Origin of the sequence: Alteromonas gracilis (assembly GCF_043642145.1) — a bacterium.
Classification (GTDB): Bacteria; Pseudomonadota; Gammaproteobacteria; order Enterobacterales; family Alteromonadaceae; genus Alteromonas; species Alteromonas gracilis_B.
Genome location: NZ_JBHZRZ010000003.1, coordinates 386,081 through 412,326, shown reverse-complemented (window position 1 = coordinate 412,326; position 26,246 = coordinate 386,081). Strand labels below are relative to the sequence as shown.

Genomic DNA, 26,246 nt, shown 5'->3' with positions numbered 1-26,246 from the left:
ACTGCTTATGCTGTTTTAATTGCGTTGTTACCACTAGTATGATTCAAACCGTACTTTTTATAAAGCTTTGCAGCAGCGGAAACTAAAGATTTCGCTTCTGCAATCTTAATGTCTTCAGGTACTTTTTGACCATCGGTGACATAACTAACCGGTAATTGGTATTCAACCGCTGCACTAAGTACCTCCCCCAAAGAGTAGCACTCATCTAACTTTGTGAAAATACAGCCACTTAGTTCGACATCATCATACGCCTGGATGATTCTCTGCAAAGCAGGGTATTGCGTATTTGCCTGAGCAACCAAATATTTTTTCACATTAGGCATTTGACCGTTATCAAATTGTCTAATTTGTTTAATTAACCGACAGTCGCGTTGACTAAAGCCAGCCGTATCAATCAATACTAGTCGCTTATGGCGAAGTTGGAATAGTAAATCCGCAAGTTCTTCGCTAGTCTGCGCTTTTCTAACCGTACAGCCAATAATTTTTCCGTATGTCGCAAGTTGCTCATAGGCTGCAATTCTATACGTATCAATAGTAATCATGGCAACAGACTCTGCCCCATACTTTTGGGCATAGCGCGCGGCTAGCTTTGCTACCGTGGTTGTTTTACCCGTTCCAGTTGGTCCTACTAATGCAACCGCACCTTGTGAACTAAGTATATCGTTTCCTGTCACATTTATGCGATTAGCCAATAGGTTAAGAAGGTACGCCCATGCATCACGCTCATTGTAATGCGCGGGGGTATAACTAATTAGCTGTTTAGCCAGTGCGCTACTTAATCCCATGTCTGTTAGGCGGGTCACTAAATATTGATGAACAGGTTTTTGACGCTTGTTTTTCGCTTCCATCAAGTCAGCAACTTGATACTGCAACACATCGCGTAGCGACGCCAATTCTTCTTTAATTTGAGCAAGCTCTGCAGATTGCGTTGCCGGCGTCTCACCTATGCTTGAAGCTTGATGTTCGGGGTATACACCTTGGTCGCTAAGATCGTGGTTAGGTTGCTGGTTCTCAACGTCATCTAAGAACGCTTCAGAAAAGTCTAAGTGTGACGCAATTTCGTTGGCATGTTTGGCGTTAGCAGACATCGGCTGCGCACTAGCGGGCGCTTGTGGCTGTGAAGAGGCCACAGCTGAAGGTGAAGCGCCGTGCTGTTTCTCAAGCAATGCTTTTAAGCTATCAGGGCCATCATCACCAATGATTTCACTCAAACTTGGCATTGTTTTTTGACCAGGTGCTTTTGGCGCTGGTTTAGGTACAGCTAACTTTGCCTCTGGCTCTTTATCATAGGCTGCAACAAGCTCAATGCCATCAGCGACTTTGCGATTTGACATAATTACCGCATCACTGCCCAATTCAGCTTTTACTTGGCTTAACGCCTCACGCATGTCTTTGCCGAAGAAACGTCTAATTTTCATTGCAACCTCTCCAATCACCCAGTGTCAGATTATTGACCGACCGAACTGACTATTTTTATTTGTTTGTCGTCAGGCACTTCTTGGTATGACAATACGTGAAGCCCAACAACAGAATACTTTAAGAAGCGAGACAGAACGGGTCGTAGCATGCCTGAGGTAAGGAGTACTGCAGGTTCTCCCTCTAACTCTTGCTGCTGACTGGCTTGCTGCAATGATTTCTGCAGCTTATCTGCCAGACCTGGCTCTATGCCAGCGCCATCTTCGCCACCTGCTTGAAGTGACTGGTGCAACATCTGTTCCAACTCTGGCGCCAAGGTTATGACAGGTATCTCTTTTGCCCCTTGCGTGATTTCCTGCACGATAAGACGTTTAAGGGCAATACGCACCGCAGACACCAGTACGTCTGGATCTTGGCTACGTGTTCCATATTCACTAAGCGTTTGAACAATGGTACGCATATCGCGAATTGGCACGCCTTCAAATAGAAGCGTTTGAAGTACTTTAACTACCGTACTTAAGGGCAGAATATCTGGCACTAAACCTTCAACCAATTTAGGGTGTTGCTTAGCCAGCATGTCCAGCAGCTGTTGCGCTTCCTCATGCCCAAGTAGTTGATATGCATTATTGGTGAGCAATTGGCTTAAGTGAGTTGCTACAACTGTCGCTGCATCAACCACTGTATAGCCAAGTGTTTGAGCGTGTTCGCGTTTATTTGGCTTAATCCATACTGCATCTAAACCGAAAGCAGGGTCTTTGGTTACGCGTCCTTCTAGTTTACCGAATACCTGCCCTGGATTGATTGCAAGCTCTTCATCGTGACTAATGATGGAATCGCCAATAGTTACGCCTAGCATGGCGATGGTGTATGTATTGGGTTCTAAATCTAAGTTATCGCGAATATGCACAGGTGGAATGAGGAAGCCAAGTTCTTGCGAAAGCTTTTTACGCACCCCTTTTATACGCGTCAACAACTCGCCGCCTTGCGATTTGTCAACAAGTGGGATCAAGCGATAACCTACTTCCAACCCAATGGTATCTACTTGCTGAACATCGTCCCAACCCAGCTCTTTCACTTCAGGTGCAACCGATTCGTCTTTTACGACATTATCAGGCACGGTTGGCTCAGCGGCTTTTTTCTTCTCTTGCACAGACTGCCAGTAAGCGAACCCAGCAATTAAGAATGAAAAGCCCAAAAACGCGATATGAGGCATGCCAGGAATAATTCCCATTACAAACAACACACCCGAGGCAATGTAAAGTGCTTGAGTGTTGCCTAGCTGACCGCGAATTTCTTTACCCATTTCTTGAGTTTCATTTTCACGGGTAACGATAATTGCCGTTGCTACAGACAATAGCAATGATGGAATTTGTGCAACAAGACCATCACCAATGGTCAAAATGGTATAAATTTCTATGGCGTTACCAAAGTTGAGGTCGTGTTGGATCATGCCGATAAAAAGGCCACCAACAATATTGATGAGCATGATGAAAAGGCCCGCCACTGCATCACCTTTTACGAACTTTGACGCTCCGTCCATAGAGCCATAGAAGTCGGCTTCAGCGGTAATTTCTTCACGACGTTTACGGGCTTGGTCTTGGTCGATATAGCCAGCATTCAAATCTGCATCAATTGCCATTTGCTTACCGGGCATAGCATCTAGCGTAAAGCGAGCACTTACCTCTGATATACGACCAGCACCTGCGGTTACTACTTTGAAGTTGATAATAAGCAGAATAGCGAATACAACAATACCTACCGCGTAATTACCCCCAATTACCACGGCCCCAAAAGCCTCGATAACTTTACCTGCCGCATCGCCCCCTTCGTGTCCGTATAAAAGCACCACACGGGTAGAAGCCACGTTCAAGGCAAGTCGCAATACGGTTGCTATTAAAAGCACGAGTGGAAAGATGCCAAAATCTACTGGCTTTTGCGTCAATACAGCTACCAATATAATGACCAAAGATAAGGCGATGTTAAAACTAAATAGCACATCCAAAAGGAATGGCGGCATGGGTAGAATAACCATGCCCATGATAGCCAGAAGAACAATAGGCGCGCCTAAACCACTGGTAAAGTTTTGCAGCTGATTTTTATCGAATCGCTGAAGATAACCGGATAACTGCATGGCTTGGTGTCTCTCTATCAGAAAATTGACGCTTTACATAAATCTGACAGGTGGTTTTCAACTAACGTGCCAGCTTTGTGTATTGAAGCGAAAGAAGTGTAGATTTCTCATTACGTTTTTTGAGAACGCCGACCCGTTGGTCAATGCGATTACCCTAATCATTCAATCAAAAAATATTGCAGCTAACACGATGTGTTAATGGCGGTACTCCGGTGGAATTGGCAAATCACGCTTGAGCGGTTTAGGTCGCTTACCTTTCCCTGCTCGGTGTGCTTTTAACTGATAGACGTGGGCAAGCACTTGGGCGACCGCCATAAATAAAGCGTTGGGTATTTCATCATCTACTTCTGTCGAATAGAAAATAGCGCGGGCCAGCACAGGAGAGGGAATTAACGGAACATCGTTAGCAGTGGCAATCTTTCTAATATGCATTGCCAATTCATCAGCGCCTTTTGCAACAACAACTGGTGCTCTAATTCCCTTTTCATCGTACTTAATGGCAACCGAGAAATGCGTCGGGTTGGTAACGACCACGTCAGCTTGCGGCACTTCTTGCATCATTCGCTTAGTTGCAGCCTGATATTGTAATCGTCGAATTCGTCCCTTTACCATTGGGTCGCCTTCTGCATTTTTACGCTCGTCTTTAACCTCTTGCTTGGTCATTTTCATTTCTTTATTGTGCTTATAAATTTGATAAGGCACATCAATAAGGGCAATAGGAATCATGCCGCACGCAAGAATGAGAAACGCCCATTGGAGCATATCAAGGGCATGGAAAATGTTTCTCGGATATAACTCCATGTCTAAATGCAGCGCTTCATTTTCAAAGTACAATAGCGCGCCTATCGCCATGGCAATAATCACAACAACTTTTGCAATAGACTTTAGTAACTCAACTAGCCCGTTCATTCCAAACATGCGTTTGAAACCTTGAATGGGGCTCATTTTAGAGCCTTTGAACTTGGCGCCTTCCCACGTAAAGTTATAGCCGCCAAGCGCTATAGAGCCATAAATCCCTGCGATCATGGCTATTATCATGTATAGCAGCACAGCAGGCGCTACCGCAGACAGTGCTTCTCCCCAAGCGCTAAACATATGAGTAATGTCATACGTTTCGTCACGGGAAAGTATAAACATGCGCCGCGTAAGCTTATAAACAGACTCTGCAACCCATCCGCCTACCAAAAGAAACATAAACGCACTGACTATCAATACTAGCGTTGTCGATAACTCTCGAGATCGGGCCAGCTGCCCTTTTTTTCGGGCGTCTTCGAGTTTTTTCCCCGTGGGGTCTTCTGTTTTTTCGCTTGAATCTGCCATGTCAGTCCTACGGACAAATGTTCAGAAGCTCGCACATAAACTGTTCGGCTCTAAACCATTGAGTCTCAAAATGCGCGGTAAAGTTTTCTAACGTTATCCAGATAATTAATAACCCCATTACCTGTGCAATGGAAAAACCAATACTGAAAATGTTCAGCTGAGGCGCTGCCTTTGTCATTACACCGAATGCTAGGTTAACGATTAACAGTGAGACAATAGGCGCGAGAGATAGCGTAATTGCAGAGACAAACATCCATCCCGCCCAATGCGCTATGTCTTGGAATTGATCGCCTGTCCACCAAGCCTCGCCTATCGGGAAAGCCTCAAAACTCATCACAATCATGTGGATCATAGACAAGTGGCCATCAAGTGTCCAAAATAGCAAGGTTGCTAAAATTAAGTAAAACTGGCCAACCGCAGGCACGTTTATGCCATTTACAGGGTCGACGATTGAAGCAAACCCCAATCCCGTTTGCATAGCGATAATCTGCCCAGCAAGAACAAAGGTGTTCAGTACCATCATTGAAATAAAGCCGATAGCAATTCCAATAAGTAATTGCTGAATTACAATTAGGAATGTGCCTACATCGACCAAATTCTCTATTGGAGAAGGCGGAACCACTGGTATGATGATGAGCGTCAACATGATGCCCAACAACGCTCTAACTTGCGGCGGAATAGATTTTGCGCTCAATCCAATCATTGCTACAAACAAGCCACTGATCCGCATAAAAGGAAGCAGCATGTCGGCAAGAAATTGATTGATGGTCGCTAGTTCGAATTCCACAATTAAAGACCGTTACCCTACTACCTGCGGGATCATATCAACCATTCTAAAAGTAAAATCCATTATCTGTTGAACTAGCCAATTCCCTCCCCAACTCAGTGCCAAGAGCGTGACAAGCAGACGGGGTAAAAAGCTCATTGTTTGTTCATTGATACTGGTCGCCGCTTGGAATACGGCAACAACTAAACCCACGATTAGACTGGGTACAATAACAGCTGACACCAAGACGATAACCATAAACATGGCTTCTCGTAGTATTTCAACAAAGACTTCTGGTGACATAAGCCCTCCTAGACGCCCATACCAAAACTGGTCGCCAACGTACCAAAAATAAGGTTCCAGCCATCAACAAGTACAAAGAGCATCAGTTTAAACGGCAAAGATACAATCATAGGTGATAGCATCATCATACCCATTGCCATCAAAATAGAGGCGACGACCAAATCGATAATAAGAAACGGAATAAACAGCATAAAGCCAATTTGGAAAGCCGTTTTAAGTTCGCTGGTCACAAAGGCGGGGATGAGAATCGTGAGCGGCACTTCGTCAGTGTCGGCGTATTTACCTTCATCACCAGCAATACGCACAAAAGTCTCTAAATCTTTAACTCGCGTTTGCGAAAGCATAAACGCGCGCATTGGGCCTTTGGCTTGCTCGAATGCTTCTTTACTCGTCATAGCCTCATTCAGATAAGGTTGCAACGCCCTCTCATTCACCTCTTCAAACACTGGCGCCATAATGAACAATGACAAGAACAAACTAACCCCAATCAGAATTTGATTAGAGGGTGACTGTTGTAGTCCTATCGCTTGCCTTAGTATCGACAGAACCACGATAATGCGAGTAAATGACGTCATCATCATGATGAAAGCAGGAATTAAGCTAAGCGCTGTCATGATAAACAGCGCCTGAAGTGTCATTGAATAGTCTTGGGTTCCATCTTGATTAGTGGTAACAGTAACCGCTGAAATCCCTTGCTGCGCGTACGCAGGCTCTATAATAAACAATAACGGTAGTAAGGTTAGTAACCAAGCAAACTTACGCATCTCTCGCTTTTTCCTTTGAATCATTCTTTTCTAAGTTTGGGTTAAGCTTTTCCGCCATGGCTGCAACCAACTTTTGCTTAAACGCATCGGCACCATTTTGATGCTCGCCTGTGGTTTTGTTTACACCTTTCACAGGCACATCGAGATTCTTATCTAATTTGCTTAAATGAGAGATATTATGGCTGGTTACGCCAATAAGGTGCTGCTCTTCGCCCACCTGAATAACCATAATTTTTTCTTTTGTGCCAACAACCATACTTGCCGCGACTTTCATTTGATTGCCACCCATCGCAGTGACATTAAATCGACGCATCACATAAGCAAGGGCGAAAATAACGCCAACAACGACAAGTAAAGAAAGGAAAATTGACAGTACCGACGTGGGATTAGTGATTGACTGCGTTGACTGCGCTAAGGCCAGTTCACTGAATAAAAGGGGCAGCATTGCGCAACCCCTTAGTTTATAAGAAGTTTTATCTGAGCTTCTTAATTCTCTCAATTTGACTAATAACATCCGTTAATCGAATACCGAATTTGTCGTTGACCACTACTACTTCACCATGAGCAATCAACGTGCCATTTACTAATACATCTAGTGGCTCACCGGCAACACGATCCAGCTCCACCACAGAACCCTGGTTCAACTGTAGCAGATTTCGGATACTAATTTGACTACGACCTACTTCCATCGAGATTGTCACTGGAATATCTAGGATTGTATCTAGCTTTTTCTTTTCTTCTTGCGTAATTGGCGCATCGTCAGTTAATTCGTCAAGTTCAGCAACTTGAACATCTTCGTTTTCGCCAGCGTCTTGTTCCGCTTCAGATTCGGCTTGCTCGGCCATTGCCGCTGCCCAATCGTCCATACCGTCTTCACTCATGGGAACTCCCCTCTACCTTACAGGTCTTCTTCGAGTACTTGCAGTTCTGCGTCATTATCGATAATGCGCCCACCGCGGGTTAATAACTGTAGCTCAGACTTCACTGAAGTCGGTCTTGCAATCTTCTCTACAATTTTCAGCGCCAAATTATCTCGACTGCGACCTAACTTGGCTCTGAACGTAGGTAAATCTTCAATTAGTACGGTGATGGTTTCAGGCATTTCAACCGGAATGATATCGCCTGGCTTGAACTCCATCACATCGCGAAGCGGTACATCAACATCCAGCATGTGCGTAGTTAATGCCACTTTAACGTCCATAATTTCATCGCGAAGCGCCTTGCTCCAACGTAAGTCCGTATCTTCTTTATCGCTTTGAACACCTGCATCTAGCAATTCACGAATGGGTTCTAGCATTGAGTATGGCAACGACACGTGGAAATCTCCACCGCCCCCATCTAGCTCGATATGGAACGAACTTATTACTACAACCTCGGTGGGGCTAACAATGTTAGCCATTGCAGGGTTGACCTCTGAGTCTAAGTACTCAAACGACACGTCCATCACCGGGGCCCACGCCTCTTTATAATCTTCAAAAATTATTTTCAGAAGCATTTGGATAATACGTCGCTCTGTAGGCGTAAATTCGCGGCCCTCGATTTTTGCATGGTAACGTCCATCGCCACCAAAGAAGTTGTCCACCAAGATAAATACCAAGCGGGCTTCCATCGTAATCAGTCCCGTGCCCTTTAGGGGACGGAAACGCACCATGTTAAGACTGGTCGGCACGAATAACGTGTGAATGTATTCGCCGAATTTAATCATTTGAATACCGTTAATCGACACTTCAGCCGAACGACGCATCATATTGAATAAACTCACACGCATGTGTCGCGCAAATCGTTCATTCACGATTTCAAGCGTAGGCATTCGCCCACGCACAATTCTGTCTTGCGAGGAGAAGTCGTACTCGAGCGTAGAAGCATCAGAGTCGCCTTCGCCGACCTCATCTTCTTCTACATCATCTACCCCGTGTAATAGGGCATCGATTTCATCTTGAGATAATAAATCACTCACCGTCTTCTACCTTACAAAGCCAATGCATTACTGCATGACAAAACCAGTAAACAATACGCGCTCAACAACATCGCTGCCCGTAATGTCTTTTAATGCTTTTTGTACTTCACTCGCTGCTTGTTCACGAAGCTCAATTTTTCCAGCTTCCGTGACCAAATCGTCAGCGTTTGAATTACTAAAAGCCTGTAGTAGTGTACCTTCAATTAGCGGTATATGCGTCTTAGCCAGCTCTTCGTTGTCAGAGCCACGCACTAGCAATTGCACTTTTATTTGTACTAAACGGTCACGTCCAGCTCCCGGCACATTAAATACAAACGGTCTTGGCATTGCTACATAAAGTGCTGTCCCCATTTCAGCCTTTCCAGCAGAACTCGCTGGCGCAGCAGATGCCGCTGCGGCATCGTTTTCTGCTAACTGTTCAGCAGCAGATTCATCTCCCCCAGCAAAAAGCAAAAAGTAGGCTGCTGCACCGCCCCCAACGAGGACTACGGCGATTATGATGATTAACATCAATTTGCCTTTTTTCTTGCCGCCTTCTTCTACTTGTAATTCTTCATCAGCCATGTGTAACTCATCAGTCGTTCTTGGAAAACCGTATTATCAAGGTTCCATCGAAAATCGCAATGCCATTGTGACAGCCAGTTGCTTATTGATGTACAAATTTCAAGCTGAATGTTCACCAAATTCCAACTGCTCCGAGTCTAAGCATAGAAATCAATACCACCTTTAGCGGCTCGCGTTACTGGCTGCTCTATAACGCGCGTCCCATCCATGTCGTCAAGGCCGTCATTGTTACCACGATTTCCGTCACCTTGCCCTTGACGATTGTTACCTGCAAGTTGCTGGCCATTCTCGCCAGACGAATTATCTTTTCTTACTTGTGCATCACCCAGCTCAATGCCTTGCTCAGAAAGCATGTCTCGTAGTTTGGGCATTGCATCTGCAAGTGCATCTTTTGCTTGCTGAGATTGAACCACAAAACTTACGCTTGCGGCATCACCCGCTACATTTACACGAACCTGCATGCTGCCAAGCTCGGGGGGATCTAGCCGAATTTCGGCCATGGTGTTGCGCGCATTAACCATCCAACGAATTTTTTCATTTAGTTGTTGTTGCCCCTCGGGTTTATGAATATTGACGGCTTTGTCGAACCCTTCAAACTGCTGCTGAGATTTTGACGCCTCAGTGCGAAGTTGATTGTTTTCCTGCATTACTGTTTCGACTTGGTTGCTTAAACTGGCAACTGCGTGTTGAGTACTTGCTTGGGTTTGCGTCATTAAATTCAAGAATTGACTGGCTTGATTGTCCACTCGTGACGTCATTGAGGCTACGACCTCTGAACTTACCGCCGCTTCTTTTGCGGCATCTGCCACAATGGCTGATAAGTCAATGCCTGGCTCTCTGCCTTGCTGAACTTGCTGCTGAAATTCATTGATACCAGCGATAATGTTGGCCTTCACAGTCTGTTGTTGCTGACCACTAGGCATAGCTGAAACCATTCGTTCAGCGAACGCCTCAGTCGCTTTTTGTGCGCTTTGAGGTAATAACTCACTTATCACACTTAGTAAGTCATCTGGTACCTTAGACTGTGCAAACTCGGTTTGAGAAAGTGCGCTCTCTCCTCCCCCAGCAGTAGGCGAAGAAGTGTTAGCTCCGCCGACTGAAGCATTAGTCTCTTTATTGCTTGTTGCTACGCGTGTCACATCACTTGAAATTTCAGACAACGCATCTTGTGCTTGTGCGACTATGTCAGTTAATGACGAAGATTGTGAATTATTCAGCTCATCAGTAATAAGGCTGAGCACAAGTGATTCTTCTGGGGTCATTTCTGTACCTGAATCCACATCGCTGCTCTTTAATGAACCATTGGATTGCTCTGCGTTTTCCTTGCCCTGTGTATTTAGAAGCTGCGCAATCAAGTCTTTCAATGAACTTTCGTTTTGTAGCGCTTCGGTTGCTGAAGCATCGTTACCTGAAAAGCCCCCCGAAAAATCCGCGCTTTTATTCGTCTCGTTATATTCACTTTCTGCGTTTTCGCCAAACAGTAGCGCCGTGAGCGCACTTAGAGTCTGTTGTGCCTCATCTGACAGTGACTCCAGCGATACACTTTCAGCATCGCTTTCGCTATTAAGCTGCGAAAGAAAGTGAGTCAACACAGATGGCGCATCGCTAGCATCGACATGATCAGGTAGTTTCCACAACTTTCCAGCCTCTTTAACTGAAATAACCTCTGCGGCTTCACCGGCAATTATCTCATTAAAACCATTGTTTGATGTTTCGCCTGTATTAGCGTGTCGAGGGCTTGCAACCGTTGAAGCGTCGCTACTTAGGCGGTTTGTAACTGTCTCTACAAACGCAATCCAATCTGGCTCTGAACTATCACCCTTGTCAGGCTTCGCATCAGGGCTTCCCGGCACGGTAATAATATCTGTTTCGGGAGCCTTTTTAGTTCCTTCGCCAACTACGAAGCCTTTTTCCGTCATCCCCCGCTGTTCACTTTTTGCGTGACCTTCATCAACTTCGGCCGCTGCGAGGTCTTCATCGCCGTTTATTTCATGACGTTCATTGTTTTGGGAATTGGCTGTGTTAGACGTGTCGTCAGGGACATCAGACGATTCACCATTGCCAGGAAGATGTGAATGACCGGGTTCAGGGTCCTTTTCTGCGGCGGCGTAATTACTAGAAGACGCAACAGATTTCCCAGATTCTTGATTTTTAGTGGGCGTGTGAGTATCGCGGCTGTCGCTGTCACCTAAGACAAAGTCTGATTTTGAAGACTTCGCTTCTTGATATAGTCGATTAAATGCTTGGTTGTTCTCGCTATTCGCGCTTTGCTGAGCACCAATACCCGTTTCTACTGCCTTAGCAGTGCTAGAAGCAGAAAAAGGTAATGCGGCAATGTCTGTTTTTTGTGCGGCAACTTGTTGCATAAGGTCCTACCGTCCTACATTTAAATCGTCTTCGTTTACGAAGTCGTTAATTCGAAACAAACGCTGCGTAGCTTTAAACATCACTAGCGCCTGAGGCATTTGTTACACCACCAACAATTCAATTCATTACAATAACTTATCATCATGTATCGGCATTTATTGTAATAATATACCTGCTCGTATTTTCCTAAGCGCTCTCTTAACTTTGCGCGTTAATCATCAGTGCTACTCTGATTGCAAGCAACACGTGTCTTTAGGTAAAAAGCAAATGTTGGTACATTATGATTTGAGTTTGCAAAGGTTGGGCCAAACTCTTACTTTAAAGAGCGAAATGGCAAAAATTTTAAAACGGCGAGTTTTTAGCTCTAAAAAAACGTTGTGTTGCAAACTCATCCATCATGGCCTGCTCTGCTTTCGCTTCTTTTTTCTGCTCTGCGGCTTTTTTCTTATCCAGTAACAGATTTACCGCTTTTACCTTTTGCTGTTGCTTCAGCCACATTTGCTTACGTTGGTCAGCCGCCATCTGAGCACGCGCAATAACTTGCATTTGCTGCTCACAGGCTTTATCGAGTTTTCCAACGAATGATAGGTGTTGCTGATAATAGGTAGCGGTCACACCAGCTTGCCCCGATTGCTGAATGCCCTTTATATAATCAATTCGGTATTGCTCAAGGCTTGTTAATTTCTGCTTTTGCTGGGTAACGTTTTGTAGCGCTTGCTTGTAATAGCGGGCTTCTCGCTGCTCTTTTTCCTCTTCAAATTCAGCTAAACGTATAAGCTGCTTAGACATAGCGTTTTACCTCATCACGTGCCGATAAGATGCCAAACCCTACAATGCTGTCGCTCAGTGCCATATCAGCCATACGCTATTGCCCTTGCCCCAAACCTTTCGCCAGCGCGGCCATACCTTCGAGACTCTCGTCGTAAGGCAGAACTTGCTTCATGCCTTGCTGCAAGAATGCATTGATTGCGGGTTCAGCGCGAATAGCTAAATCAATGCGCGGGTCAGAGCCTTTGGCATATGCACCAATTGAAATAAGATCTTGGTTTTGCTTGTAGTTTGAGTAGACCTGTCGAATACGGCGCGCCATGAGCTGATGCTCATCACTGACCACCATTGGCATAACACGGCTAATTGATGCCTCTATATCTATTGCTGGGTAATGACCGCTATCGGCCAAAGCGCGCGATAAAACAACATGCCCATCTAAAATGGCGCGAGCAGCATCTGCGATAGGGTCTTGCAAGTCGTCGCCTTCGGTGAGTACCGTATAAAACGCAGTAATTGACCCCTGCCGTTCGCTACCATTACCGGCACGCTCTACAAGTGCGGGAAGCCTAGCAAATACGGAAGGTGGATAGCCCTTTGTGGCTGGGGGCTCACCTACAGCCAGCGCAATTTCACGCTGCGCCATGGCGTAACGAGTGAGTGAATCGATAAGTAACAGCACTTTCATGCCTTTGTCGCGAAAATACTCGGCGATGGTTACCGCTGTCTCGCACCCTTTAAGTCGCATTAACGGCGAAGTGTCAGCGGGAGCTGCAACCACTACGGCGCGCTGGCGCTCTTCTTCTGTGAGTATTTCGTGAATAAATTCTTTCACTTCTCGGCCACGCTCACCCACAAGACCGACCACCACTACGTCAGCTTCACAGCCTCGTGTCATCATGCCAAGCAACACACTCTTACCCACACCACTGCCTGCAAATAGCCCCATTCGCTGCCCCACGCCTACAGTATTTAACGCGTTGATAGCGCGTACGCCAACATCCATTGGCGTACTGATAGGACGACGAATAAGTGGGTTCATAGGCGGGCGTGTTGTAGGCACTCTGGCTTCAGCGTTAATCTCTCCGAGTCCATCGAGTGGCTGACCGTTACCATCGACAACTCGTCCTAGTAAATCCATGCCCACGGGTAAACCGCTTTGACGATTTAACGGCATAACGCGACTGCCCGGTACAATACCGCGCACAGTCTCGGTTGGCATCAAGTAGGTAATATCGTCACCAAAGCCCACCACTTCCGCTTCAATTTCACCTTCAACTGTTTGCACTAAACACTGACTTCCAACGGGCAATTGACAACCTACAGCCTCAAGGGTTAAGCCGATACCTCTCACTAACTTGCCGGCGGCAACGACAGGCACAGACGTCACTTGCTTGGTCAGCGATTCGAAATGGTTCTGCCATGGACTAGTCATCTGACAGGCCCTGATTCAATAAAAATTTATCGATAACATCGCGACAACGACGATTAACTGACACGTCAACGGCATTTTGAGCTGTTGTGATGTCACATCCACCGCGCTCCATCGCGGGGGCTTCAACAAAATTCCAGCCTTTTTTCTCTATTTCATCACTGCCATAGTGAGTATTAACAACGTCAATGTCGTCAGGATGCATGTGAATTTGGTAGTCAGTTTGATTAATAGGAAGTGCTTTAATACCCTCGCTAAGCGCTTGAAGGATAACTTTCTCATTGGTGCTAACTTCGGTCTTAATGACGGCTTTAGCTAATGCCACAGCAAGTTTGACTAGCTGATCCCGGGTTTCGTCATTCGCTTGAGATAACGGATCGTGGAGCTTATCTGCAAGCATCTGCCAAACTTCGGCCTGTGTTGCCATTTGCTGCCTACCCTCATCTAAGCCTTTCTCTAGACCTTCAGTATGGCCCTGCTGCAGTCCTTCTGCTAGGCCCGTTTCTAGACCTTCGGCCTTCCCTTCTTCGAAGCCTTTTTCTTTGCCTTCTTGATACCCTTCTTCATAGGCAGCTTGACGAATTGCCTCAATTTCTTGAGCTGTAGGAGGTTTAATTTCCTCCTCTACTTCTGGTGGCTCATACTTCCAATCTGAGCGTTTATTCAATGCGTTTGTCGGCTCATCACCCCTAGGTGCAGTAGAGTCGTCGACAAACGGTAAGTCCCACTTCTTAGCTTCATTTACTTCATTTTCACTGAAACTTTTTTTTGCAGTCATATCTTTACCTAGGCCAAATGAGTGACGGTATTAAAGCGCCTACAGGAACTCTTCACCACCGCCACCACCAAGCATAATTTCACCAGAATCAGAAAGTCGACGCGCTACAGAAAGAATTTCTTTCTGCGCCGTTTCTACTTCGCTGATACGAACAGGACCAAGCGCTTCCAAGTCATCGTTAAGCATTTCAGCAGCGCGTTTAGACATGTTGCGCATAATTTTATCTTTAAGCTCTTCGTCAGCGCCTTTAATTGCTTTAAGCAGCGCATCTTGTTGCACTTCGCGTAAAATTGCTTGTATACCCTTGTCATCTACATCGACCAAGTTGTCGAATACAAACATAAGGTCCTGAATCTGCTGACTCATTTCTTCGTCTTGCTCGCGAATAGCGTCCATTAGCTGGCCTTCTATCGCAGTATCCAGGTAGTTCATAATGTTTGCCGCCGACTTCAGGCCGCCCATCTTGGCCGCTTGTGTCCCCGCTTGACCGGCAAACTGTTTCTCCATGATTTCGTTAAGCTCTTGTAGCGCTGCTGGCTGAACTTCTTCAAGGTTTGCAATTCGCATTAACAAATCGAGACGAACCTTCTCTGGGAACTGCGCCAGAATTTCAGCGCTTTGCTCAGGCTCTAGATATGACAATACAATGGTTTGAATCTGAGGGTGTTCATTGCGAATAATGCTAGCAACCTGCTTGGAATCCATCCACTTCAATGAATCAAGACCCTTAGCACCGCTTCCCATAAGGATTTGGTCGATTAAATTAGCCGCCTTGTCTTCACCTAGTGCCGCAGTTAATGCGCGTTTAACGAAGTCTTGGCTTTGGAAACCAATGGTACTGTAGTTCTGAATTTCTTCGATAAAGTGCTTATGGACCGCAGTAATTTTTGTTTGCGTCATATCGTCCACTTTCGCCATTTCAGTACCCAATTTTTGGACTTGTTTTGGCTCCAAGTGTTTCAATATTTGCGCAGCATCTTCTTCCGACAAGCTCAGCAGCAAGATGGCCGCTTTTTCTACGCCTTCTAATTTACTGACGTCATATGACGGCTCGTCAACATTGGCAAGTTCTTCAGCCATAATCTTATCTCACTACTCGTCTTGCATTAGCCAGCCCTTCACTACTTGGGCTGATAATTCAGGTTCATTGGCCACTAGCGCACGAACGGCCTTCAATACATCTTCATCTTTGTGAAGGTCTGGCAACATAAGCGAGCCATCTGGTGCAAAGCCTACCTGACCTTCGTCGAAGTCAGAAGATAACATGCTAATGGTATCATCGCCCAAATCTAAGCCTTCGTCTGCATCAAACTCATCAGCATCGTTCGACTCATCAGGGTTGATAAGGCGGCGTAGCATCGGTCGAATTACAAAGATAATAAGTACTATTATAACCAAGCCACCAACAAGAAGCTTCAGAATTGGTAAAAAGCCTGGTTTCTCCCAAATAGGCGCATCTTCAATTTCACCGGCATCCATGCGCGTAAACGGTACGCTAACGACTTCAAGGGAGTCACCACGAGTTACATCAAAACCAATACCGCCTTGCAGAAGACGACGAATATTTAGAATTTCTTCCTGCTTACGCGGTGTGGGCGTCATGGCGCCATCTTCACCTGCAACCTGAGTATAATCGACGGCGACCGACACGCTCAGCCTACGAATAACACCCGTTTGTTTTTTGGTATGGCTAATAGTGGTATCAAGCTCGTAGTTACGGGTAGACTCTTTTGCTGTTCTTCCAGGCAAGGTTTGTTGACTGCCACCGCCCGCAACTTCAGGAATGTTTGAGTCTAAGGGAGGCTGATTTGATAACGCGCCAGGAATACCACCTACGCCACCACCTACGCTATTCTCTTCCATGATCATTTCACTGCGCACAGCGGGAAGATCGGGGTTGTAGCTACGCTGAGTTTGTTCCATGGCGGTGAAATCCATAGAAACGTCAGCTTGTGCGGTATAGTTACCTATGCCCAAAACGGGGATCAAAATAGCATCGATTTTTTCTAGATACTCTTGCTCACGCTGGCGCTCTATTTCGTACTCTTTTCTAGCACGTGCACTCATAGAGTCTTGAGAACCCGAATTCAGTAATCGACCGTTACTATCGGTAACGGTTACTTTAGACGGTTCCATGTTTTGTACCGCAGACGCAACAATATCAACAACCGCATCAACTTCTTCACCCGCGATAACCGCACCGCGCTTAGCGGTTAACACAACCGTAGCCGACGCTTTCTTCTCTCTTCTTGCGAACACGTTTTCTTTAGGCATCGCAAGTAATACACGTGCTTTTTGAATGCTTGCTATATCTTCAATGGTCGATGCAATTTGCTGCTCGCGAGCATGTTTAAGACGTTCCATTTCAACGCGCTGGCTTACACCAAAGCCCATGTCCTGCATGATGATGTCTGTGCCAGAGTCAGAGGCTTTGGTTAACCCTTGGCGTGTCATACCTAAACGAATATTTTGAAATTCATCACTTCTGACATAAACGGTATTACCTTCAAGCTTGTACTCGATCTGATTCGCATCCATGTAATCTAGCGTTTCGATAAGCTCTTGGGTTTCCATTTTTGCCAGCGGCCTGTAATCAGGCTCCTGCGACCAGATAAGTATAAAGATGGCAATAGCAACACAGATCACTAGCACGACAACAAGTGCCATTTGGCGCATCATATCAGCACTGCCCAAGGTGTCCATGAAGCCTGATTTATTCTCTGGCTCGTTATCTACTGCTTGGTTTTGATCAGGAACCGTTAAGTTTGTACCTGTTGCTTCAGCCATAAGCTACTCCACCTATACCGGCATGTTCATTATTGTTTTATAGGCTTCAAGCACTTTATTTCGTACTTGCACGGTGGCTTCAAATGCAATGCCTGACTTTTCTTTCGTAAGCATGACTTGAGCAAGACTTAAACTGGGATCACCCATTTCAAAACGCTGTTGCGCGTCCTTCGATTCAAGCTGCATGTTATTTACACCATCAACGGCGTGTTTAAGCATGGTCGCAAAGTCACCCGCAGAGCTATTGATCTCACCTAGCGGCTGCTGTTGAGTTTCATTAACTTGAAGACGAGTTTGTCCAATCATGTTTTGCATTTCTTGATACAAACTATTGGCTTTAACGTCCATACCCACTCCCAGTGTTCTTTAAAAACCGCCTAAACGTCGGCGAATAACTAATCTATAGAAGTGAATTAGCAAGGGGCTTGCCAACTTTAAAAGCGCATAAAAATCATGCACATACATTTAATTTAGGGAAGGTAGCCAAATAAATGACGTTAAATTAAGAAGAGACAACAAAAAACCGCCGCCTTTCTAAAAGAGTAGAGGCGACGGGTAAATTGGAAAAAAATGGAAAGAATAAACGCTCGTTATGCTGGCACTTCAATGCCATCTTCGCGCATGCGCGCCAATTTATAGCGTAGTGTTCGAGGACTGATGCCTAGCTTTTCTGCCACATCTTTACGTTTACCATTACACGACACTAACGTGTCTAGAATAATCTGGTGCTCTTGGTAACGCAGTTCAGATCCGAGCTTGTTCTCCTCAACGTGCTCCTGCACCGTGTCAACTGGCACTGACATATCTTCATCAATCATCAAATCGCTGGCGTCTATTTCGTTGTTTTCACACAAAATGAGCGCGCGCTGAACCACGTTCTCCAATTCCCTAACATTGCCAGGCCAGCTATATTGAGACAATTTGTTACGCGCCGCCGCGCTTAATCTAATTGCGCCTAGCCCTTGTGAACTCGCATGGCGTTGCACAAGGTGTTCCGCAAGTGGGACGATATCTCCAGGACGGTCTGATAACGGTCGCCATTCAATAGGAAACACGTTTAAGCGGTAATACAAATCTTCTCTGAACTCGCCCGCATCAACTGCTTTTCTTAAATCTCGGTTACTGGTAGCAATAACACGCACATTCAGCTTGACGGTTTTGCGACCGCCTAGACGCTCTACTTCACGCTCTTGAAGTACACGTAGAAGCTTGGCCTGAAGTGCTAAATCCATCTCAGTAATTTCATCAAGTAAGAGCGTGCCGTCTTGGGCTTGTTCAAATTTTCCTGGGCAGGCTTGAATAGCGCCCGTAAAAGCCCCTTTTTCGTAACCGAACAACGTAGCTTCCAGCATGTTTTCAGGTATAGCTGCACAGTTTATCGCCACAAACGGCGCATCGCTTCGCCCCGACTGGTCGTGAATGTAGCGAGATAACACTTCCTTACCAGAGCCACTTGGCCCCATTACCATAACAGTTGCGTCTGATTTTGCGACTTTGCGCGATAGCTCAAGCAACTTCAAGCTTGAAGGGTCAGCTACAATAGGCGTGCGTGATTCAATTTTTTGAGCGGGTGCGTAGCGCCCTACCAAGTTAAGCAGAACTTCCGGTGCAAACGGTTTGGACAAATAATCGGTCGCGCCATCTCGCATTGCTTGAACTGCATCATCAATAGTGGCATATGCTGTCATTAACAATACCGGCATGTTTGGGTATTTAGCTTTGATACTTTTGAGTAGCGTTAAGCCGCTCATCTCACCCATCTGAATATCACTTACTACCAAATCTACCGCATGTGTTGACAGCATCATAAGCGCTTGCTCTGCGCAATCGGCAGCTACTACATTGTAATCACCTAATAGAAGAGTGTCTTGAAGGGCTTCGCGTAAGCCTGCATCATCTTCGACAATTAAAATAGTAGTTTTAGACATAATCCTCTCCTATAACCTACGCCACATGGGTCAACGTTTGTGAAGACTGTGCATTCACGTTGCATGGCAAAACCATGCTAAAGCAAGCGCCGCCCTCTGGTATATCTGACACGAAAAGCGTGCCGTTATGTGCATTTACAACTGACTTGACGACGGCAAGACCAAGGCCTGTACCATGAGTTTTGGTAGTAAAAAATGGCTCAAATATTTTGCTTTTAAGGGCATCTGGAACCCCGTGCCCCTTATCAATAATTGCAATTCTAAGACGCTGTTTCTCTACCGATGCTTCAACGTGAACCACCTCTCCTTTCCCAGACACTTGACTGGCATTGTGGATAAGATTTAACAATGCCCCTTGCAATGCAGTTAAGTTGCCCGTAATCGACACATCTTGGTCGAAACCCGAAAAGGTCAAGGTTTGTTGTGCTTGTGCTGTTATCGTCTGTGCACTGCCCTCTACTGAGGCCAAAAGTTCATTCAAACTAATCTGGCTAACCACCTGCTCTTCGCCTGACTTTGCAAAAAGCAGCATGTCATTCACCTGACTTTCAAGCTCTTTTAATCTGTCAGATAATTTATTTGCAAATTGACTTTGCGCTTCTTGGGCTAACCCTTTGCGCGTTAAATTTGACGCATACAACATGGCCGCAGAAAGCGGTGTGCGAATTTGGTGAGCAAGTGATGCAACCATTTTTCCAAGTGAAGATAACCGCTGCATATGACTAACACGTGCTTGAAGCTGTCGCGTTTCGGTAAGGTCTGTAATGACAATAAGCTGGCCTGGCTCTTTCTCTAAAGGGGTAATCGAAAGCTTTACTCTTCGGCCATCAACCAAAGAAACTTCATGACCATCATCGGCTCTAGGCTTAAAAGAACGGGTTATAATGCTTCGCCACACCTCTTCTTCTAAAGGCTCTCCTAGCAACGCTTTTGCTTGCTCGTTCGCTTGGCGAACAATACCTTTACCGTCAATAACGATGACACCTGCTGGCATCACCTGAAGTAAATGTTCTAATCGGCTTGCCTGCAATCGCAAAGATGCTACGTCGTCGGTACACGAAGTCGGATAATCACTGCAAGACATAGCATTGTCGATGCTATCTAAAGCATAGCCTGATGCAGAGTACTCAGTAGAATGTGAAGTGCTGTCAAAAGCCATATTACCCTCGTCAAATTGCAGACGCTGTTAAACTATGGCTTAGATAAAGCAGAAGGTGTGCCAATTCATCATTGGCTTATTTTTCAGTGAGATAAAGTAAGAATTAGGTTAAAAACGCAACGTCAATTACCTGACGTTACGCTTCCTCGGTGCGTTGAATATCATACTTTCGCATTTTTTCAACTAGCGTAGTTCTTCGCATTCCTAGTTTGTCAGCGGCACGGGCCACAACCCAATCTTGGTTGTCTAACGCTTGGCGAATCAGGTTTACTTCTAGCTCGGAGAGATACTCTTTTAGATTAACCCCTTCTTCCGGCAGTGAAGAAGAAACCATGCTGTTGAGATCTTCGTTGCTTTGACTACTTGCGTTATCCTCTGGCTCTTGCGCAGCCGCTTCTGCGAATAACGCATTGAAAGCTTCACGTTCAAGCATTTCCTCTGGGTAGTCTGGCTCGTAGGCTTGTACATCGCCATATTGATATTTTTCGGGTAAATCTGATATATCAACAATTTGGCCAGGATAGAGAATCGTTAGTCGTTCAACTAGATTAGACAGCTCACGGACATTGCCCGCCCATTCATGCTCCATCAGTGAGGCAATAGCTTGTTCAGTAAAGCGAACCCCTTCAACGCCGTCGCCCTGAATGCGACTATTTAGTTCCTGAAGCAGTAAAGGAATATCGTCTTTTCGCTGACGTAAAGCAGGGCTGTCAATTGGAAACACGTTGAGTCGGTAGTACAAGTCTTCTCGAAACTTGTCTTCACTGATCATGGTTTCTAAGTTTCGGTGCGTCGCAGCGATAATGCGTACATTACACTGGAGAGGTTTATTTCCCCCTACTCGCTCATAGGTTCGCTCTTGAAGAACACGCAATAACTTCACCTGCATTTGCAGTGGCATATCACCAATTTCATCAAGGAAAAGCGTTCCACCTTCAGCTAGCTCAAAGCGCCCTTTTCGCGCACTGATTGCCCCAGTAAATGCACCTTTTTCGTGGCCAAAAAGTTCACTCTCGAGTAACTCACCTGGAATCGCACCACAGTTTACAGGGATAAAAGGGCCATCTTTGCGATCAGACAGGAAATGAACATTTCGAGCGACCACTTCTTTACCTGTTCCAGATTCGCCTAATATGAGTACAGTGGCATCGGTTGGCGCAACTTGCTCGACTAAACGTCGAACGATTTGAATTTGCTCGCTCTTGCCAATTAGGCTTCTGAACAATCGAGTTTTAGTGCCTGGTGCCCGAGATAAACTGGGTTTGCGTCTTGAGTATTCTTGACAGCGATGAATGGCCTGAGTCAACACTGGATATGTTAAGGGCGTTGCTATAACACTAACTAGGTTGCAGCTAGCTGTTGCCTGGCTATTATTTTCAACCAATGCTACAAAAGGTATGTGAGGAAACTTTTCCACCATACCATTAACTATTGCAGACGATAAATGCTCTATAAGAACAGCGTCAGCTCCACTTTCTTGCAAATACCGTTCGCATTCACTGAAGCCTCGCGATTGACACGACTCTCCCATGAAAGTAACGATAGTTTCCAAGTTTTGAATAAGTTCCTGGTTGTCACTAACCAGCAAAATGTTCTTCATCAATTCCCCGAGAACGCTTTGTTATTATTTACAGTTTAGCGCATTTATGAATTGTAACGACAAAAGATCACAGCGCAACCGCTGATTTTGGAAATGTACCAATAAAAAAAGCAGGTTGCCCTGCTTCTTTTGGTTAATTTTCACAATTTAACGCGATATTCGGTTAACTTAATAAGGTTAACACCTGATTTTGCTGCTGGTTAGCTTGTGCTTGCACAGTGAGCGCTGCTTGCCCCAGAACATCGTTAGAAGCTCTTTGTGACGCGGCTTGGGCAAAATCTAAGTCTTGAATACGGCTTCGTGCTTCTGCAGTATTAACGTTAGCTTGCGTTAACGAGCGTGCCGCACTTTCAAAGCGATTTTGCGTTGCCCCTAAATCTCCGCGAGCACCGCCAACCGTTTCAATCGCAGCATCAGCAGCACTGAGCGCATCTTCAACGCTGGTTCCCGACGTAATATCGATGGCTAGTACGTCATTGAGTTGCGCTGCAACATCTTGCGTATTAATGCTAATCGACTGACCTGGGCTCGAGCCAGCCTGAAATTCCAAAGAGCCATTATCAGACAACAAAGGCTTGCCAGCAAAATTGGTCTGCTCGATGGTTTGGGTAATATTTTCTTGGAGCTGCGTGATCTCTGATTGGATTGCTCGGCGATCGCCGTCGCTCAAAACACCGCTGCCCGATTGCAAAGTCAACTCTCTGATACGATTTACATCATCATTAATGCTGCCTAAGCCGCCTTCTGCTACCTGTGCAACTGAAATACCATCGTACACATTATTGATAGCCTGGCGGCTTCCTTCAACTTCAGAGGTTAAACGATCGATAATCTGTTGTGCCGCTGCACCATCAGTCGCATCGTTAATTTTCTTACCACTGGCAAGTTTCTCCATCAAAGACTCTTGCTTCTCTTGCACTTGGCTAAGAATTGAGGATGTTGAACTATTAACTTGCATGTTGCTTTCCTAAAATAAGTAACTCGGTAAGTTTAGCAGAGAACTGAATAAAATGTAGCCAGCCACTTGTATGAGAATCAATAACTTTAGTCTGACATATATACGTTCATGTATTTAAGTGCCTTGTCGATAAACTTAATGTGTATAATTTTTTAATATCAAAGTATTTCGCATTGAGTTTGGTACTGGCTAAGCAACCATCAATTTCACGAACAATAAATAAGTCACAGTAAGTAGGGCAATGCGAAGCCTAATGCTGCTGAGGTGAAAACATAATTACGTCGTTTCCCACTTTTCGAAGGGATTCAACACGCCCTTGAAACGGTCGGTATTTTATCTGAAATTCTCTTTATGACGACGCAGAGTCCTATACTCAATGAAAAATAGCGACCTATAAATATTGGAACAATAATGAACGTAGCAATAATCCCTGCTCGAGGGGGAAGCAAACGCATTCCCAAAAAGAATATCAAACCATTTTGTGGCAAGCCCATGGTTGCTCACGCAATTGAGAATGCGTTAGCAAGCCCGTACATTGATAGTGTTGTGGTATCCACTGACGATGAAGCTATCGCAGAGGTATCAGTTAAACATGGTGCCGACGTTCCATTCATGAGACCTGCTGAACTTGCAGATGACTTTACAGGCACAAGCCCTGTAGTACGCCATGCATTACAAACCCTTTTAGACAAAGGTTGGAACATTGACTATTGCGCCTGTGTATATGCTACATCTCCCTTACTCTCGACTTCGCTGATTAACTCCTGTTTTGAAACGCTTAAGGAAAGTTCTGAAATCGATTATGTCTTCACTGCAGCAAGGTTCTCTTTCCCTATTCAGCGAGCCATCTTGCAAACAGAGAGTGGTGGTGTAAAGCCATTCGACGAATTTGGCATTACTCAACGTTCGCAAGACTTACCCCCAGCCTTTCATGACGCTGGGCAGTTGTACTGGGGGCATTACAAAACTTGGCTTAACACCAGCAAACGTATTTTTGGCGAAGACTCTAAGATGGTAGTGATGCCAGATCACTTGGTACAAGACATAGATACACCAGAAGACTGGTTGCGCGCTGAGTTACTTTACAAGCTAATTCAAAGCGAGAATTTGAAGTGAAAATAGTTTTTAGGGTAGATGGTTCTGCGCAGATTGGGTTAGGCCACGTTATGCGCTGCTTAACGCTGGCATCACAATTTATGCCCTCAAACACTATAACTTTTGTATCACGCCCACTACCCACAACGTTGCAGAAACACATTGAAAGTGTTGGCATCGAATTAATAACGCTCCCTCCGTCAGACTGTTATGAACACGCAACGTCTGCATCACCTGTGTTAGATAACTCGGCGCAATTCAATCATGCACTCCAATGCATTGAAACGCTGGGTTTAGCGGACAACACATTGATCGACATTTTATTTATCGATCACTACCAGCTATCAGCGCCTTTTAGCGAGATGATGCGACGCTATTGCAAGAATATTGTTGTTATTGATGATTTAGCTAATCGCAGACACAACTGTGATGTACTGTTAGACCAAAATCTTTATGTCGACTTTGAAAGTCGTTATGACCAACTGGTTCCAGAACATTGTCGAAAACTTCTTGGGCCTAAGTTTGCTATTTTACGGGAAGAGTTTTACGAGAATAAATTTCCGCATCGCAGAAAAAATCATATTCTAATTTGTTTTGGAGGTAGCGACCCGTCAAATCTGACTGAGCGCGTTGCTGATGTACTACTTGCGTTAAAGTCTCCGCATATTTCGGCCGATATTGTAGTAGGCGCCGCTTACTCTAATGTAGAGAGGCTAAAAGAAAAAGTTGATGCGTTAGAAAACGTTAAGCTTCATGTCGCTTGTTCCTACATGGCTACGTTAATGAAGACAGCCACCGTTATGATTGGCGCCGGCGGGTCAATGCACTGGGAACGCGCCATTTGTGGCATTGCGGGTATTGTAATTACGCTGGCTGACAATCAAATAGAGACCACGCGCTGTTTGCACGAGAAACATTGTTGTGTATGGCTGGGGAAAGATGGCGAAGTGAGTAACGAAGAACTTCGCGAAGCGATTGAATTTGCGATAGTTTCGCCGCAGAAAATGCGTAAAATTGCAGATAACGCAGCTGCGCTTTTAAGCGGTACCGAAAATCCATCTTTCGTGATGGACACTATATTGAACATTGTTAAGAGGTAGTCATGAAACCAATCACAATCGGTGATATTCAAATCGGGCCTGGGCTCGCCCCCTTTATCATCGCGGAAATGTCTGGAAATCATGGGCAATCTCTAGAGAAAGCATATCGCCTAATTGATGCCGCCGCAGATGCGGGGGCACATGCAATTAAATTGCAAACCTATACCCCAGACACGATCACGCTAGATTGTCACGAGGGTGAGTTTTTTATCGAAGATCCCAATAGCCTTTGGAAAGGTAATTCTTTGTACAACTTGTATAAAGAAGCGATGACGCCTTGGGAATGGCACAAAGAATTATTCGACTATGCTAAGAAAAAGGGCCTTTTGGCTTTCAGTACGCCTTTCGACTTAACAGCCGTCGACTTTTTAGAAACGCTAGATCCTCCTTGCTACAAAGTCGCCTCATTCGAGAATACCGACCACGCTATTTTAGCTGCTGTAGCCAGAACGGGGAAGCCAGTCATTGTATCAACTGGGATGGCAAGCCAATCGGAAATTGCGGAATCTGTTGAAGTACTTCGCGAAAACGGCTGTAGCGACATCATATTACTCAAGTGCACGAGCAACTACCCAGCAAATCCGGTAGACGCTAATCTAAGAACCATTCCTCATTTGAGTGAGCTGTTTGACTGTCATGTGGGACTCTCTGATCACACACCAGGTGTAGGTGTTGCAGTTGCAGCAGTAGCCTTAGGTGCGACAGTTATTGAAAAACATTTTGTGTTAGACCGCACTGGCGGCGAAGTAGACGCCGAGTTTTCTCTAGAGCCTCACGAAATAAAACTGTTAGTTGAGGAGACGGCAAGAGCTGCTGTGGCCATAGGTCGGGTAAGTTACGGCGCTACAGAACGAGAAAAGGCATCGCTTGTGCACAGACGCTCCCTTTATATTGCAAAAGACATGAAGGCTGGTGATACGTTAACTGAAGAGAATTTACGTTCTGTACGCCCTGGTCTTGGTTTGCCACCGAAGTACCTTCCACTTTTACTTGGAAAGCAAGTTAAGTGTGATGCAGCCAAAGGCACGCCGATGAGTTGGGAGCTGCTATAAG

General features: G+C 45.4%; 24 protein-coding genes. 3 read left to right on the top strand and 21 right to left on the bottom strand.

Annotation, left to right across the window (positions count from 1 at the left end; translation table 11 throughout):
• Window positions 1-5: 5 nt before the first annotated feature.
• From flhF to ACHUFN_RS08670, 21 genes are all read right to left on the bottom strand, one after another.
• Complete coding sequence (gene flhF / locus ACHUFN_RS08770; RefSeq protein ID WP_394221967.1) at window positions 6-1,418, bottom strand: flagellar biosynthesis protein FlhF; 1,413 nt, start codon at window positions 1,416-1,418, stop codon at window positions 6-8.
• Window positions 1,419-1,447: 29 nt separating this feature from the next.
• Window positions 1,448-3,547: a flagellar biosynthesis protein FlhA gene (gene flhA, locus ACHUFN_RS08765; protein WP_394221966.1), complete on the bottom strand. Its 2,100-nt coding sequence runs from the start codon at window positions 3,545-3,547 to the stop codon at window positions 1,448-1,450.
• A 195-nt stretch (window positions 3,548-3,742) separates the two neighbouring features.
• Window positions 3,743-4,867, bottom strand: a complete 1,125-nt coding sequence (gene flhB / locus ACHUFN_RS08760; protein ID WP_394221965.1) for a flagellar biosynthesis protein FlhB — start codon at window positions 4,865-4,867, stop codon at window positions 3,743-3,745.
• Between the two features lie 7 nt (window positions 4,868-4,874).
• Window positions 4,875-5,654, bottom strand: coding sequence for a flagellar biosynthetic protein FliR (gene fliR, locus ACHUFN_RS08755; RefSeq protein WP_394221964.1), 780 nt, complete (start codon window positions 5,652-5,654; stop codon window positions 4,875-4,877).
• Window positions 5,655-5,666: 12 nt separating this feature from the next.
• Window positions 5,667-5,936 (bottom strand): flagellar biosynthesis protein FliQ, encoded by a 270-nt coding sequence (fliQ, locus tag ACHUFN_RS08750; RefSeq protein WP_394221963.1) that lies wholly within the window; start codon window positions 5,934-5,936, stop codon window positions 5,667-5,669.
• An 8-nt stretch (window positions 5,937-5,944) separates the two neighbouring features.
• Complete coding sequence (gene fliP / locus ACHUFN_RS08745; protein WP_394221962.1) at window positions 5,945-6,700, bottom strand: flagellar type III secretion system pore protein FliP; 756 nt, start codon at window positions 6,698-6,700, stop codon at window positions 5,945-5,947.
• Window positions 6,693-7,145 carry a flagellar biosynthetic protein FliO gene (gene fliO / locus ACHUFN_RS08740; RefSeq protein ID WP_394221961.1) on the bottom strand — a complete coding sequence of 151 codons (453 nt, stop codon included), beginning with the start codon at window positions 7,143-7,145 and terminating at the stop codon, window positions 6,693-6,695. The genes fliP and fliO overlap by 8 nt, the downstream gene beginning before the upstream one ends.
• A 28-nt stretch (window positions 7,146-7,173) precedes the next feature.
• A complete protein-coding gene (fliN, locus tag ACHUFN_RS08735) occupies window positions 7,174-7,581 on the bottom strand; it encodes a flagellar motor switch protein FliN (protein ID WP_394221960.1) in 408 nt (135 codons plus the stop codon).
• A 17-nt stretch (window positions 7,582-7,598) separates the two neighbouring features.
• Window positions 7,599-8,657 (bottom strand): flagellar motor switch protein FliM, encoded by a 1,059-nt coding sequence (gene fliM, locus ACHUFN_RS08730; RefSeq protein WP_394221959.1) that lies wholly within the window; start codon window positions 8,655-8,657, stop codon window positions 7,599-7,601.
• A 27-nt stretch (window positions 8,658-8,684) separates the two neighbouring features.
• The gene (gene fliL / locus ACHUFN_RS08725; RefSeq protein ID WP_394221958.1) at window positions 8,685-9,221 is read right to left on the bottom strand and encodes a flagellar basal body-associated protein FliL; all 537 of its coding nucleotides are present in this window, start codon (window positions 9,219-9,221) and stop codon (window positions 8,685-8,687) included.
• 137 nt (window positions 9,222-9,358) lie between these two features.
• On the bottom strand, window positions 9,359-11,587 hold the full coding sequence (locus ACHUFN_RS08720) for a flagellar hook-length control protein FliK (protein WP_394221956.1): 2,229 nt from the start codon (window positions 11,585-11,587) through the stop codon (window positions 9,359-9,361).
• A 343-nt stretch (window positions 11,588-11,930) separates the two neighbouring features.
• Window positions 11,931-12,377 (bottom strand): flagellar export protein FliJ, encoded by a 447-nt coding sequence (gene fliJ, locus ACHUFN_RS08715; protein ID WP_394221955.1) that lies wholly within the window; start codon window positions 12,375-12,377, stop codon window positions 11,931-11,933.
• Window positions 12,378-12,453: 76 nt separating this feature from the next.
• Window positions 12,454-13,791, bottom strand: a complete 1,338-nt coding sequence (gene fliI / locus ACHUFN_RS08710; RefSeq protein WP_394221954.1) for a flagellar protein export ATPase FliI — start codon at window positions 13,789-13,791, stop codon at window positions 12,454-12,456.
• Window positions 13,784-14,566, bottom strand: a complete 783-nt coding sequence (fliH, locus tag ACHUFN_RS08705) for a flagellar assembly protein FliH (RefSeq protein WP_394221953.1) — start codon at window positions 14,564-14,566, stop codon at window positions 13,784-13,786. The genes fliI and fliH overlap by 8 nt, the downstream gene beginning before the upstream one ends.
• A gap of 39 nt (window positions 14,567-14,605) precedes the next feature.
• A complete protein-coding gene (fliG, locus tag ACHUFN_RS08700; RefSeq protein WP_014975903.1) occupies window positions 14,606-15,646 on the bottom strand; it encodes a flagellar motor switch protein FliG in 1,041 nt (346 codons plus the stop codon).
• A gap of 12 nt (window positions 15,647-15,658) precedes the next feature.
• A complete protein-coding gene (fliF, locus tag ACHUFN_RS08695; protein WP_394221952.1) occupies window positions 15,659-17,353 on the bottom strand; it encodes a flagellar basal-body MS-ring/collar protein FliF in 1,695 nt (564 codons plus the stop codon).
• A gap of 12 nt (window positions 17,354-17,365) precedes the next feature.
• Window positions 17,366-17,701 carry a flagellar hook-basal body complex protein FliE gene (gene fliE / locus ACHUFN_RS08690; protein ID WP_394221951.1) on the bottom strand — a complete coding sequence of 112 codons (336 nt, stop codon included), beginning with the start codon at window positions 17,699-17,701 and terminating at the stop codon, window positions 17,366-17,368.
• Between the two features lie 242 nt (window positions 17,702-17,943).
• On the bottom strand, window positions 17,944-19,281 hold the full coding sequence (locus ACHUFN_RS08685) for a sigma-54-dependent transcriptional regulator (RefSeq protein ID WP_394221950.1): 1,338 nt from the start codon (window positions 19,279-19,281) through the stop codon (window positions 17,944-17,946).
• Between the two features lie 16 nt (window positions 19,282-19,297).
• The gene (locus ACHUFN_RS08680) at window positions 19,298-20,440 is read right to left on the bottom strand and encodes a sensor histidine kinase (RefSeq protein ID WP_394221949.1); all 1,143 of its coding nucleotides are present in this window, start codon (window positions 20,438-20,440) and stop codon (window positions 19,298-19,300) included.
• Window positions 20,441-20,576: 136 nt separating this feature from the next.
• Entirely contained in the window at window positions 20,577-22,040 is a 1,464-nt protein-coding gene (locus ACHUFN_RS08675; RefSeq protein WP_394221948.1) for a sigma-54 dependent transcriptional regulator, read from the bottom strand.
• A gap of 163 nt (window positions 22,041-22,203) precedes the next feature.
• The gene (locus ACHUFN_RS08670) at window positions 22,204-22,998 is read right to left on the bottom strand and encodes a flagellin (protein ID WP_394221947.1); all 795 of its coding nucleotides are present in this window, start codon (window positions 22,996-22,998) and stop codon (window positions 22,204-22,206) included.
• Window positions 22,999-23,409: 411 nt separating this feature from the next.
• Here ACHUFN_RS08670 and pseF point away from each other — a divergent pair, with 411 nt between their 5' ends.
• From pseF to pseI, 3 genes are read left to right on the top strand one after another with little or no spacing between them, the layout of a single operon-like run.
• Window positions 23,410-24,114, top strand: a complete 705-nt coding sequence (gene pseF, locus ACHUFN_RS08665; protein ID WP_394221946.1) for a pseudaminic acid cytidylyltransferase — start codon at window positions 23,410-23,412, stop codon at window positions 24,112-24,114.
• Window positions 24,111-25,193 carry a UDP-2,4-diacetamido-2,4,6-trideoxy-beta-L-altropyranose hydrolase gene (gene pseG, locus ACHUFN_RS08660; protein ID WP_394221945.1) on the top strand — a complete coding sequence of 361 codons (1,083 nt, stop codon included), beginning with the start codon at window positions 24,111-24,113 and terminating at the stop codon, window positions 25,191-25,193. Before pseF ends, pseG begins: the two co-directional genes overlap by 4 nt.
• 2 nt (window positions 25,194-25,195) lie before the next feature.
• Window positions 25,196-26,245, top strand: a complete 1,050-nt coding sequence (gene pseI / locus ACHUFN_RS08655; protein WP_394221944.1) for a pseudaminic acid synthase — start codon at window positions 25,196-25,198, stop codon at window positions 26,243-26,245.
• Window position 26,246: the final 1 nt, after the last annotated feature.